Origin of the sequence: Dokdonella sp., assembly GCF_039926425.1 — a bacterium.
Taxonomy (GTDB): domain Bacteria; phylum Pseudomonadota; class Gammaproteobacteria; order Xanthomonadales; family Rhodanobacteraceae; genus Dokdonella_A.
The window spans coordinates 1-11,997 of the sequence record NZ_JBDSWZ010000011.1; the positions used below are offsets into that span (position 1 = coordinate 1).

Sequence of the window (11,997 nt, forward strand, 5' to 3'; positions counted from 1 at the left end):
CGGCCGGCGTCGACCGACTTGTACGCGCCGTTGCCCTGCGCAATGTCCGAACGCATGTCGGCTTCGCCGGTTCCGACGTAGATCACCGCCGGCTCCGACGGCGCGATTGCCAGCGCGCCAATCGAACTGACGGGCTGCGCATCGAAGATCGGCTGCCAGGTGCGGCCGGCATCCTTGGTTTCCCACACACCGCCGTTGACGGCACCGAAGTAGAAATGCTGCGGCTCGCCAGGGACGCCGGCGACGGTCAGCGCGCGACCACCGCGAAACGGACCGATGAGGCGCCAGTGCAGATCCTGAAACTGGGCCGGATCCACTTGCGCGACCGCGTGGCCGCTGAGCAGCAGCAACATGGCCAACCAGCGGCGATGCAATGACATGGAATCTCCTCGGATGCCGATTCGGCGCGGGATCGATTGGCCGCGCTTCGACGGTCCATCATATCGGCAACAGTCGCGGGCCGCGGGTGACGAAAGACATGCTGCGCACGGGGGCGATCATGCGAAAACCTGTCAGTATTCCCGCCCTTGTCGCCCTGCCCGCCCGCCTCGATGTCCACTCCGCAACGCCCCGGCAACGCGCTGATCGACGGCGCAATCGGGCCCACCCTGTTCCGCTTCTCGCTGCCAATTCTCGCCGGCAACATCTTGCAGTCGTTGAACGGATCGGTGAACGCGATCTGGGTCGGCCACTATCTGGGCGAGTCGGCTCTGACCGCGACGTCGAACGCCAACGCGATCCTGTTCTTCCTGATCGGCGCGATCTTCGGGGTGGGCATGGCGGCATCGATCCTGATCGGCCAGAGTATCGGCGCGAAGAATGTCGAGCAGGCGAAGCGCGTGGTCGGCACGAGCATCAGTTTTTTCATCGGCCTGTCGCTGATTGCCGCGGTCTGCGGTTTCCTGTTTGCGCCGCACCTGATGTTGTGGATGCAGACGCCCGCTGACGCACAACCGCTCGCGGTCGCCTACCTGCGCATCATCTTTCTCGGTCTGCCGAGCATGTACGTGCTCGCGTTCATCAGCATGGTGTTGCGTGGTGCAGGCGATACGCGCACGCCATTTTATTTTCTGTTGATGAACGTCGCGCTCGACATCGTGCTCAATCCACTGTTCATTTTCGGATGGGGACCGGTGCCGGCGCTCGGCATCGCTGGCGCGGCGACCGCGACGCTGGTGGCGCAGACGATCAGCGTGGCTCTGGCGATCGCGTGGCTGTATCGCAGCAGGCATTTCCTGCGCATCGGCCGGGGCGAAGGGCGCTACCTGCGCATCGACCGGGCGGTCCTTCGGTCCCTGGTTGGCAAGGGATTGCCGATGGGCCTGCAGATGATCGTGATGTCGCTCAGCATGATCGCGATGATCTCGCTGGTGAACAGTTTTGGCTCGCACACCACGGCGGCGTACGGCGCGAGTTTCCAGATCTGGAACTACATCCAGATGCCGGCCTTCGCGATCGGCATGGCGGTGTCGTCGATGTGCGCGCAGAACGTCGGTGCGGGCCGCTGGGATCGTGTCGGCCGCATCGCACTGACCGGCGTTGGCTACAACCTCGTGATGACCGGAATCATGGTCACGGTCGTCTACGTGTTCGATCGCCCCGCGCTGGGCCTGTTCCTGCCGGCAGACGGCATCGCGATCGGCATCGCACAGCACATCAACGCGATTGCTGTGTGGTCGTTCATGTTTTTCGGCGTCAGCCTGGTGCTCGGCGGCGTGATGCGCTCGACCGGTGCGGTGATCCCGCCTTTGGTGATCCTGTTTCTCGCGCTGTGGGTGGTGCGCATCCCGTTTGCCTACGCGATGGTCGGCCGACTGCAGGCGGATGCGATCTGGTGGAGCTTCCCCGTCGGTTCACTGGCGTCGATGCTGCTCTCGATTCTCTATTACCGCTACGGCAACTGGCGCAGTGCACGCATGCTCGGACCTGCACCGCCGAGTCCGCAGGGGCTGGCACACGCAACGATGGCGAGCGGCGCTGCGGCGGTCGAAGCGAATGCCGCGACGTTGACGGTGGACCCTCGCTGACCGCTTCAGCGCGCTTCGGGTGAACCGACGGCCATCGCGATGGCGACCGCAAGCGCGCGCTGGGCGGCTCGCGGCGACCGCGCGGCGCCGAACCGCGGCCCGGGCACGCGCTCAGGTAAAATGCCCGGATGTATCTCGAGTATTACGGCCTTCGCGAAGTGCCGTTTTCCATCACGCCTGATCCGCGTTACGTGTTCCTGTCCGAAAGGCACCGGGATGCGCTCGCGCACCTGCTGTACGGCATTGGCAAGGGGGGCAGCGGCGGGTTCGTCCAGCTGACCGGCGAGGTCGGTACCGGCAAGACGACCTTGTGCCGGCTGCTGCTCGAACAGTTACCGGAAAACACGCGCGTGGCGCTGGTGCTCAATCCAAAATTGTCGCCGGTCGAGCTGGTCGAGACGGTGTGCGAGGAGTTGAAACTCGACATCGAAGGCAAGCGCGGCAGCCTCAAGGCGCTGACCGACACGCTCAACGCGTTCCTGCTCGACGCGTACGCGCAAGGGCTGCGGGTGGTGCTGATCGTCGACGAGGCGCAGAACCTGTCGATCGACGCGCTCGAACAGGTGCGCCTGCTGACCAACCTTGAAACGCCGACGCAGAAGCTGCTGCAGATCATCCTGCTCGGTCAGCCGGAATTGCGCGAAATACTCGATCGGGCGGATCTTCGCCAGCTCGCCCAGCGGATCACCGCGCGCTATCACCTCACCCCGCTCGACGCCGGCGAAACCGAGACCTACGTCCGTCACCGGATGGCGGTGGCGGGTTGCGCGCGCATCCCGTTCTCGCGGCTGGGACTCAAGGCGCTGTATCAGCGCTCGAACGGCGTGCCACGACTGGTCAACATCATTGCCGATCGCGCATTGATGGCCGGCTACGCACGCGAGCAGGAAAGCCTCGGCGAGCGCCTTGTCGATCGCGCCGCGGACGAGGCGTTGCCGGGCCATGCACGCTACTGGATGCATCGCTACGGACGCTGGGCGGCGGTCGCCCTGCTGGTTGCGGCATTGGCCGGCGCCGCGATCTGGCTGGGCAGCCGACGCGCGCCGGAACCGGCACCGACGCCCGCGCCTGTGGTGGTGCAGCCGCCCGCCGCGGACGCTGAAGCGCTTCGCCTTGAACAGCGTCTTGCCGAAAAACCGGAGACCGAACTCGATGCATTCACCCAGTTGCTCGCACGCTGGCAAGTCGACGCAAGCACGGTGTCGGTGCGCGATGCGAGCCGCTGCCCGACGATCATCGCGCCGGGCATCGCGTGCCTGCGCGGCCATGCAATGCTCGACCAGGTGACGCGCTTCGACCGACCGCTGATCCTTCTGCTCGGCCCGGCCGAACATCCGGCGTATGCGGTGCTGCAAGGAGCAGGCAAGGAGCGCGTGCGACTGGATATTGCCGGCGCACGCTATGAACTTGCGCGCGGTTCGCTGTCCAAGGTGTGGAACGGAGATTTCATGGTGCTGTGGCGACTGCCAGCCGATGTGCCTGCAAGCCTGCAGCGTGGTGACGCGACAGCCGGCGTTGCGTGGGTCACCGACCGGTTGGCCACCTTCGACAACGGCGTCGGCGCAAAGGCGCGCGCACCGACGTTCGATGCGGAACTGGAGGAGCGCGTGCGCAAGCTGCAGCAGACTTACGGCATCAAGGCGGATGGCATCATCGGCCCGGAAACCCTGTTCGCATTGTCGGCGCTCGACGATGCGGGGCCCCATCTCGCGCGCACGGTCGAATGAGTCGTTTGTCGCTGATCCACCCCGCGCGTGCGCGTCGTGCGCCGCGTCAGCCGCCAATGCAGTCGGCACCCGTCTTTCAGGAAAGTCAATGTCGCTGATCCTCGAAGCTCTCAAGAAATCGGAACAGCAGCGCCGCCTCGGCGAAGCGCCGACGCTCGGTTCGCCATCGATCGCCTCGCGTCGGCGACGCGGCGTGCTGCCGATCGTTGCAGCGCTGATTGTGGTCGCGCTCGGCGCTGGCGCATGGCTGATGTTCAAGCGCGGCGCTCCCGCAACCGACACGACGGTGGCGAAGACCGATCCGGCTCGCAAGGCCACGCCGGTTGCTGCCGCCCCCGCGGCGCAAGCATCCAAAACCCCGGCTCCTCGTGCGAAGCCGGCTGCGCCAACCGCCGCCGCCAGCCCACCCGCTCCGCCGGCCGCGACGAATCCCTTGTTGACCTCGAAACGTGCAGCGCCGTCCGACGAGTCGGCACGCGCGCCACTGCGCGCCAACGTGCCGCCGGGCGATCGCCCCGGGTCGGTGGCGCATCTGCCCCCTGCACTGCCCGCGGTCGCAGGTCCCGTGCCGGCAGTTCCTGCTGCGTCGACGCGCAAGGAGGCTGTGCCGACAGCGCCCGCGGCCGCAGCAGCGAAAGGGCCGGCGCCGGACGCCAACGCGGTCGCAACCGCAAAGCCCGAGACGAAACCGGCGATCGCTGCAACCGCGCCCGCCAAGGTCGCCCCGGCCGCACGGCCGACGGAACCGATCCTGCCGTCGGTGTGGGAGCTTACCTACAGCATCCGCAAGGATCTGCCCGAGATGGGCGTGACCATGCATGTATACGCCGATGATCCAGCCGAACGCTTTGTCGTCATCAAGGGCGAACGGCATGTGGAAGGCGACACGATCGCGGACGGCGTCACGTTGAAGAAAATCCGCCCGGACGGGATGGAACTGGAATTCAAGGGCACGCGCTTCACCTATCCGCGCGACGGCCGCTAGCGCCGCGTGTTCGTCAGCCTGCCGAGTCGACGCAAGCCAAGCCCACCATGGGCCACGCTACTGATCGTCGCGGCTTGCGTGGTCGTGTTCCTGTGGCTTGCGACGATGCCGCAGACGCAGCGCTTCGGCTTGCTGACCCGTTGGGGCACGGTCCCCTCGACCCTGCTCGATACGAACGCGCCATGGCTGTTGCAGCTGACCGAGCTGCGCGCAGCGCGCCTGGTCACTGCCATTTTCATTCACGCAGACTGGCTGCACCTCACCGGCAACCTTCTGTTCCTGATCGTGTTCGGGGTCTCGGCGGAACGCGCGCTCGGATCCATGCGTTTTCTCGCGCTGTTCGTGATCGGCGGCGCGCTGGCCAACCTGATCGGCGCTCTCACGCTGGCAGGCACGAATGCGCCCATCATTGGATCGAGCGGCGCGGTGTCGTCCGTGGTGGGCACCTATCTCGCGCTGTTCCCGCGAGCGCGCCTCGGACTCGTGCTGCCGCTCGGCGTGTTCCTCGAATTCGTCCGTATTCCAGCGCCGCTGCTCATCGGTTTCTGGGCGGCGCTGCAACTGCTCTTCACCTATGTCGGCCCTGCGTTCGGCGCGGTCGCATGGTGGACGCACATTGCCGGCTTCATCATCGGCATTCTGATGGCTCTCCTCTCCAAACCGGCAGTGGCACGGCGACTGAGGGGCTGACCGCCGGAGTTCGCCGTGCGGTCAGGCAGGCGCGGCGCGATCCGCCGATCTACTATTGCGTCTTCACTGGCCCCGATCTCACGCACCGAATGCCCGCCCGATGAAAAAGCTCTACAAGATCACCTTCCTGTCGCAGGGAAAAAGCATCGAGCTCCACGCGCAACATGTGGCGTCGAGTTCGCTGTGGGGATTCACGGAAGTCGGCGAACTCGTGTTCGATCCGCCCGGCGAAGGGCTCGTGGTCGACCCGACCGAAGAGCGGCTGCGCGAGGAATTCAAGGACACGACAATGCTGCACGTGCCGATCCAGGCCATCGTACGCATCGAAGAGGTCGCACGCCGCGGCCCGCTCGCGATCCGCGATGCGACGAGCGGCGAAAAAGTGATGCCGTTTCCGTTGATGCCGCCGCGGCCGACCAGCCGCTAGACAACCCGCGCGGTTGCGCTCGCTGTCAGTTCTTCGCGCGCGACGCTTCGAGCTGGTCCACGTTGTTGCGGAACATTTTCTCGTATTCCTGCGCGAACAGCGGCGCCGCTTCGTCGACGGTCTGGCTCTGCGCGCGGTCACGAGCGAGCCAGTGGTGCGCGTTGAAGCGCGCAGCGGCGAACAGCATCGAGGCAATGATCTGCGGTTGCGGATACTGCTTGCTGAATTCGTTGGCCTGCGCGATGTAGCGGTCGACCATGTCGAAAAATTGCGCTTCGGTGATGTCGGAAACTGCGTTCATGACCTTTCCAATGAATAACCGGCCACCGGGGCGGGCGGGAATCGTCGAGACATCGACGGATGCCTACCGATCAGGCGGTCGAGCGGGCCACGGATTCTAGCCAACGACTGCTCTGTATGCGATATCGCGGCAAACCCGGCGCGCCCGATCATCCATTCCTGTTCGGCGTCGACGTATCCGGCGCGGGCCGACTGCGCAACGCGAGCGCCTTCAGCGCGTTCAGCGCTTCGCTGAGCGCGTAGTCCTGCGGCAGCGCGCGGTTTGCGACGGCGGGGGTCTGCGGATCGGCCGTCTCGTCGGCGCCTTTGAGATGATTGCGCAGGTCGCGTTCGCCATACGACGGGCCCGCATCGGTGTCGCGCTGGCTTAGCGAGTAATCGCCGAGCGCGATATCGGGCTGGATGCCGGCGGCCTGGATCGACACGCCACTCGGCGTGAAATACCGCGCCGTGGTGAGCTTCACCGCATGATCGGCGTCGAGCGGCAGCACGGTTTGCACCGAACCCTTGCCGAATGTGCGCCGACCCATCAGCAACGCCCGATGGTTGTCCTTGAGCGCGCCGGCGACGATTTCCGCGGCGGACGCAGTGCCGTTGTCGACCAGCACCACCAGCGGAGCGCCATCGAGCAGATCGCCCGATGTCGCCCGGAAAGAGAGGTCTGATTCCTTCAGCCGCCCGCGCGTGGTCACAATGACGCCTTCGCTGAGCAGCTCGTCGCTGATCTCGACCGCGGAGGTCAGAAGACCGCCCGGATTGCTGCGCAGGTCGAGCACGGCTCCGCGCAAGGGCGCCTTGTTGTCCGCAATCAGCCGCACGATCTTCTTTCGAAGCTGGCTTCCGGTTTCCGCCTGGAACTGGCTCACGCGCAGGTAGGCGTAGCCTGGCTCCAGCAATCGCCCCCGCACGCTGGCGACGCGGATCACCTCGCGCTTCATCACGATGTCGACCGGAACACTTTGCTTTTCGTGGAGCACGCTGAGGGTGATCGGCGTGCCGGGCTTGCCACGCAAGCTGGCGACGGCTGCTTCCAGATCGTCCGCCTGCACCGGCTTGTTGTCGATGCGCACGATGATGTCGCCGGCTTTCACACCGGCGCGCTCCGCCGGCGATTCATCGATCGGCGCGACCACCCGCAAGGTGCCGTCGACCTGCACCACTTCGATGCCGAGCCCGTCGTAGTTGCCGCTGGTGTCCTCGGTCAGATCAGCGATCTGTTCCTTGCCGAGGTATTCGCTGTGCGGGTCAAGACCTCCGAGCAGCCCGCGGATCGCCGCCTGCATCAGGCGATGGTCGTCGACGTCGTCAACGTAGGCCTGCTTGACGAGGCTGTAGACCGCCGTGAACGCGCGGATGTCGGCAAGGTCGACCGCGTCCTTCGACGCAGGGCTCGGCGACGCAGCGACTGTGGTCTGCACGTCCGGCGTGACCGGCGGATCGGCGGCGGGCACCGTCGGTGACGCGAGAATCAGCAGCAGCGTGGCCAGCAAACGTGGGGACATGGGAGTTGGCCTCGCGGGGATGGGTCGAGTGTAATGCGTGGGGGCCGATGCGTCGCCCGAATCGACCTTCGCGAACGGGGAGTGACGGATGCGACCACACCGGTAGACCACGCGGGTCGGCCAACGTTCACTGCAGCCAGCCGCGCGGATCCACCGCCTGACCTTTCGCGCGCAATTCGAAATACAGCCCGGCGGTCTTCTGGCCGCCGCTCGCGCCGCTGCTGGCGATCGTTTCGCCGGCATCGACCCAGTCGCCGACGTCCTTGAGCAGCGTTTCATTGCACCCGTAGAGGCTGAGATAGCCGTCGCCGTGATCGACGATGATCATCAAGCCATAGCCGCGCAGCCAGTCGGCAAACGCGACACGTCCGTGCGAGATCGCGCGCACCGGCGTGCCGGATTTCGCGGCCAGCAGGAGGCCGCTGCTGCGCCGGCCCGACTCGTCGCCGGCGCCGAACGCGACCACGACCTTGCCCTTCAACGGCCACGTGAGACGACCGCGCGACGCAGCGAACGGAGCGTCTCCGGACAGCTGCTTGGGAATATCCGCGAACACGTCGCGCAATGTGTCGATCAGCGCAGTCAACGCGGTCTCGTTCTTGCCGAGCGCAGCGATGCGCGTGCTCTGGTCTTTCAGACGCGCATCGATCGACTCGACCAGCGCTGCGCGCTCGCGACGCTCGGTCTCCAGATTTGCAGCCTCGGCCGTGCGCGCTTCACGCGTCGCGGCGAGTTCACGCGTCGCGGCGCCGATCGCTTCCTGCACGTCGGCCAGCTGCCGCAGGTCGCCGCGCAGATGATCGATCCGATCGACCTGCGCACGTTGAAAGTAGCGGTGGTACGCCAGCACGCGCGCAATGGCGGCGACGTCGTCCTGTTGCAGCAGCAGCTTCAGTTCCTCGTTGCGACCGAGCGCGTAGGCCGAACGCAGCAGTGCGGCAAGTGCATCGTGCTGCGTCTTCAATGCCGCTTCGAGTTCCGCGCGCTGCTGTTGGAGCCCATCGAACTTCGCTTGCTGCCCGGCCACACGTTCGTCGAGTGAATGGAGCTCCTTCGCGACCACGCCGAGTGCGAGCTCCTTGTCGCGCAAGGTGCGCTCGGCATCGCTTCGCTCGCCCGCCATCGCCTGCGCCTGCGCAACCAGCGACTTGATCTCGACACGCACCGCATCGAGCTTCTTCTTCGCCTCCTGTTCCTGCGCGGTACGTTGCGCCGTATCGGCGTCCTGCGCGGACGACGCGACCGGCGCAAGCAGTGCCAGCGCGGCGATCCACCGCCACGCACGCATCAAGCGTCGAACCCGACCAGCGAGTGGCCGGTCATCTCGGCCGGTTGTGGCAGATCCATCAGCGCGAGAATCGTTGGCGCCAGATCGCTCAACGCGCCGTGGTGCAGATGCGCGTTGCGGCCGACGTACACCAGCGGCACCGGTCCCACCGTGTGTTGCGTGTGAGGCTCGCCGTTCTCATCAACCATTTGCTCCAGATTGCCGTGGTCGGCGGTGATCAGCATCTCGCCGCCGGCCGCAACGATCGCGGCGGTCAGCCGTCCGAGCGCGACGTCGACGGCTTCGGCCGCGCGGATGGCGGCCGATTCGATCCCGGTGTGGCCGACCATGTCCGGATTGGCGATGTTGCAGATGATCACGTCGAACTGCTGCGAGCCGATTGCCAGGACCAGCCGGTCGGTGAGTTCGGGACAACTCATCTCCGGCTGCAGGTCGTAGGTTGCAACCTTCGGGCTCGGCACGAGGATGCGTTCCTCGCCCTCGAACGCTGCCTCTCGGCCGCCGGACAGGAAGAACGTGACGTGCGCGTATTTCTCGGTTTCGGCGATGCGCAGCTGCCGCAACCCGAGCGACGCGAGGTATTCCCCGAGCGAGTTGTGCATCGATTGCGGTGGATAGGCGATCGCGCTCGCGCGCAGCCCTTTCTCGTATTCGGTCAGCGTCACGAACGCCGACAATGCGAGCGCGCGCGCACGCGCAAAGCCGTCGAAGTCGGGATCGACGAACGCATGCGACAACTCACGCGCACGATCCGACCGGAAATTCATGAAGACCACCGCGTCGCCGTCGGCAAACCGCGCGCCATCGCCGATCACCGTCGGCTGCACGAATTCGTCGTTTTCGCCACGCGCATAGGCATCGGCGAGTGCGGTCGCGGCGTCCGCTGCGTGGACGTCTGCGCTGGCCTCGGCGATCGCGTCGTAGGCCCGCTTCACCCGGTCCCACCGATGGTCCCGGTCCATCGCGAAATAGCGCCCGCCGACGGTCGCGATCCGCGCGTTGCCAAGACGCGTGCATCGGGCCTGCAACCGGTCGAGAGTCGCGCGCGCGCTGCGCGGTGGTGTGTCGCGACCGTCGAGAAACGCGTGCAGCGCCACACGCGGGACGCCCTGGCGCGCGGCAAGGTCGAGCATCGCGAGGATGTGCGCTTCCTGGCTGTGCACGCCGCCCGTCGACGTGAGGCCAAACACGTGCAACGTTGCTGCCGATGCCTTCACCGCTTCGCAGGCACCGAGCAGCGCCGGATTGGCGAAGAACGAGCCGTCGGCGATCGCGGCATCGATGCGCGTGAGGTCCTGGTAGACGATGCGCCCCGCGCCGATGTTCATGTGGCCCACTTCGGAGTTGCCCATCTGTCCGTCCGGCAAGCCGACGAATGCGCCGTGCGTGTCGACCAGCGTGTGCGGATAGTCGGACAGCAAGCGACGCCAGTTCGGCAGCGTCGCCTGTGCGATCGCGTTGTGTGCAGAGTCGACGCGATGGCCCCAGCCATCGAGAATCAGCAGCAGGATCGGTTTGGGTCGTGCCACGCGGGTTCGTCCGGAGTTTCCATGGAAACCGCATGCTAGCCGAACGCGCCGGGGGGCGTCGCAGCACGGTGCGAGCGCTCCGGTTTTGAACGCACGGGCGCGCGCGAGTGCTCTTCAACCTTTTCTCGTCCACGCGCATCCAAAGCCGGAAATACCATTCCCGTCCTGGAGCTTCCCATGCATCGCACACTCGCTCTTTCGATTGCCCTGTCGCTGTTTGCTGTCGGCGCTTCCCATGCACGCGGCATCGACGTCGACAAGGTCAACGGATCCATCCACATCGACAGCAGCCGGCATGCCGGCGACCTCGACACGGTCAACGGCGGCATCCACCTCGACAGCGGCGCGAGCGCGGAAAAAGTGTCGACCGTCAACGGTGGCATCGATCTGGGCGAACGCACGACCGTTTCCTCGGTCGAAACCGTCAACGGCGGTATCGACATCGGTGCGGGCGCGCGCGTGACCGGCACGGTCGAAGCGGTCAACGGCGGCATCCGGGTCGGCCGCGGTGCGGAAATCGTCGGCCATGCATCCAACGTCAATGGCCGATTTTTGCTTGACGGCGCGCATATCGGCGGCGGCATCGAAACGGTCAGCGGCGACATCGACGTTGGCGCGAACTCGCGCGTCGAAGGCGGCATCCTCGTCGACACGCAGCACGGTTGGTCACTCGGCAAGTCGCGCAACCCGCGCGTCGTGATCGGCCCGCATGCAGTGGTGACCGGAACGCTCGAGTTCCGCCGCGACGTGGATCTGTTCGTGAGCGAGAGCGCGACGGTCGGCACGATCAGCGGTGCGACTGCAAAAATGTTTTCAGGCGATCATCCGTAGGCCGCAAATCCATGCAGCGCCCACTGGCATTTCGGGACGGTCGAACCAGTAGCGTTTTCATCCACGGCATGCACGCGCCGGTTTGGATCGTTCCAACATGGACAGACGCATCGCGATTGCGGCGCGTGTTCCTTCCCCACCTCATTTTTCTGGCGCCTATGCGCGAACTGTGACGCTCTGCAGCGTTTTCCGAGACTACAATCGGGGCGTCGAGAGGGTCATCCATGGGTTCGCTGTTGCACAACGTCGTATCCGCGGGCCTGGCACTCATGCTTTGCGCGTGCCAGTCCCACCGCGCCGCGCCGACAGCGCCGTCCACGCCTGGCCCGTCGACGACCGCGGTTGCGAAGGTGGAACGCGTTCCGGTGGTTCCGAGCGCAGACGGACACACCAGCGGGGCGATCACCGCAGAGGATTTCGCAGCGCGCCTCGAGAAGGTGTCGTCCGATGCTTTCGAAGGCCGCAAGCCGGCAACGATGGGCGAGCGGTTGACGACAGCGTGGATCAGGGATCAGTTCGAACGCATGGGCGTCAAACCCGGCGTGCGCGGCGAGTGGTTCCAGAGAGTGCCGGTGGTGGCTGCAACGACGCTCGATGCAGCGAATGTGGGCATCGATGTCGACGCAGCGGGCGGTAAAGAGCATCTGGCGTATGGCCTGGATATGGTGATGGTCACGCGGGACGCACGACC

The 11,997-nt window shown here is 65.8% G+C and carries 10 protein-coding genes and 2 pseudogenes; 7 read left to right on the top strand and 5 right to left on the bottom strand.

Annotated elements, in window-relative coordinates:
* Positions 1–380 (bottom strand): annotated as a pseudogene (locus ABIV12_RS00695) (hypothetical protein); the annotation flags it as partial.
* A 171-nt stretch (positions 381–551) separates the two neighbouring features.
* Between ABIV12_RS00695 and ABIV12_RS00700 the strand changes: the two are divergent.
* The 5 genes from ABIV12_RS00700 to ABIV12_RS00720 all read left to right on the top strand — a co-directional run bounded on the left by ABIV12_RS00700 (position 552) and on the right by ABIV12_RS00720 (position 5,856).
* Positions 552–2,027 carry an MATE family efflux transporter gene (locus tag ABIV12_RS00700; RefSeq protein ID WP_348055198.1) on the top strand — a complete coding sequence of 492 codons (1,476 nt, stop codon included), beginning with the start codon at positions 552–554 and terminating at the stop codon, positions 2,025–2,027.
* A gap of 128 nt (positions 2,028–2,155) precedes the next feature.
* Positions 2,156–3,754 carry an AAA family ATPase gene (locus tag ABIV12_RS00705; RefSeq protein WP_348055200.1) on the top strand — a complete coding sequence of 533 codons (1,599 nt, stop codon included), beginning with the start codon at positions 2,156–2,158 and terminating at the stop codon, positions 3,752–3,754.
* 88 nt (positions 3,755–3,842) lie between these two features.
* Positions 3,843–4,739: a general secretion pathway protein GspB gene (locus tag ABIV12_RS00710; RefSeq protein ID WP_348055202.1), complete on the top strand. Its 897-nt coding sequence runs from the start codon at positions 3,843–3,845 to the stop codon at positions 4,737–4,739.
* Between the two features lie 6 nt (positions 4,740–4,745).
* Entirely contained in the window at positions 4,746–5,429 is a 684-nt protein-coding gene (locus tag ABIV12_RS00715) for a rhomboid family intramembrane serine protease (RefSeq protein ID WP_348055204.1), read from the top strand.
* Between the two features lie 100 nt (positions 5,430–5,529).
* On the top strand, positions 5,530–5,856 hold the full coding sequence (locus ABIV12_RS00720; protein WP_348055206.1) for a DUF1820 family protein: 327 nt from the start codon (positions 5,530–5,532) through the stop codon (positions 5,854–5,856).
* A 25-nt stretch (positions 5,857–5,881) separates the two neighbouring features.
* Here the strand turns inward: ABIV12_RS00720 and ABIV12_RS00725 are convergent, their stop codons facing one another.
* The 4 genes from ABIV12_RS00725 to gpmI all read right to left on the bottom strand — a co-directional run bounded on the left by ABIV12_RS00725 (position 5,882) and on the right by gpmI (position 10,475).
* The gene (locus ABIV12_RS00725; RefSeq protein WP_348055208.1) at positions 5,882–6,157 is read right to left on the bottom strand and encodes a DUF3144 domain-containing protein; all 276 of its coding nucleotides are present in this window, start codon (positions 6,155–6,157) and stop codon (positions 5,882–5,884) included.
* A 148-nt stretch (positions 6,158–6,305) separates the two neighbouring features.
* Positions 6,306–7,658 carry a S41 family peptidase gene (locus tag ABIV12_RS00730; protein ID WP_348055210.1) on the bottom strand — a complete coding sequence of 451 codons (1,353 nt, stop codon included), beginning with the start codon at positions 7,656–7,658 and terminating at the stop codon, positions 6,306–6,308.
* Between the two features lie 127 nt (positions 7,659–7,785).
* A complete protein-coding gene (locus ABIV12_RS00735; RefSeq protein WP_348055212.1) occupies positions 7,786–8,946 on the bottom strand; it encodes a peptidoglycan DD-metalloendopeptidase family protein in 1,161 nt (386 codons plus the stop codon).
* Positions 8,946–10,475 (bottom strand): 2,3-bisphosphoglycerate-independent phosphoglycerate mutase, encoded by a 1,530-nt coding sequence (gene gpmI / locus ABIV12_RS00740; protein WP_348055214.1) that lies wholly within the window; start codon positions 10,473–10,475, stop codon positions 8,946–8,948. Before gpmI ends, ABIV12_RS00735 begins: the two co-directional genes overlap by 1 nt.
* A gap of 177 nt (positions 10,476–10,652) precedes the next feature.
* Here gpmI and ABIV12_RS00745 point away from each other — a divergent pair, with 177 nt between their 5' ends.
* Positions 10,653–11,306 carry a hypothetical protein gene (locus ABIV12_RS00745; RefSeq protein ID WP_348055216.1) on the top strand — a complete coding sequence of 218 codons (654 nt, stop codon included), beginning with the start codon at positions 10,653–10,655 and terminating at the stop codon, positions 11,304–11,306.
* A 224-nt stretch (positions 11,307–11,530) separates the two neighbouring features.
* Positions 11,531–11,997, top strand: a pseudogene (locus ABIV12_RS00750) (hypothetical protein); the annotation flags it as partial.

Coding starts and splice junctions, on each gene's coding strand:
- ABIV12_RS00700 (WP_348055198.1), top strand. CDS start 552: ATGTCCACTCCGCAACGCCCCGGCAACGCGCTGATCGACGGCGCAATC.
- ABIV12_RS00735 (WP_348055212.1), bottom strand. CDS start 8,946: ATGCGTGCGTGGCGGTGGATCGCCGCGCTGGCACTGCTTGCGCCGGTC.
- ABIV12_RS00730 (WP_348055210.1), bottom strand. CDS start 7,658: ATGTCCCCACGTTTGCTGGCCACGCTGCTGCTGATTCTCGCGTCACCG.
- ABIV12_RS00720 (WP_348055206.1), top strand. CDS start 5,530: ATGAAAAAGCTCTACAAGATCACCTTCCTGTCGCAGGGAAAAAGCATC.
- ABIV12_RS00745 (WP_348055216.1), top strand. CDS start 10,653: ATGCATCGCACACTCGCTCTTTCGATTGCCCTGTCGCTGTTTGCTGTC.
- ABIV12_RS00710 (WP_348055202.1), top strand. CDS start 3,843: ATGTCGCTGATCCTCGAAGCTCTCAAGAAATCGGAACAGCAGCGCCGC.
- ABIV12_RS00725 (WP_348055208.1), bottom strand. CDS start 6,157: ATGAACGCAGTTTCCGACATCACCGAAGCGCAATTTTTCGACATGGTC.
- ABIV12_RS00705 (WP_348055200.1), top strand. CDS start 2,156: ATGTATCTCGAGTATTACGGCCTTCGCGAAGTGCCGTTTTCCATCACG.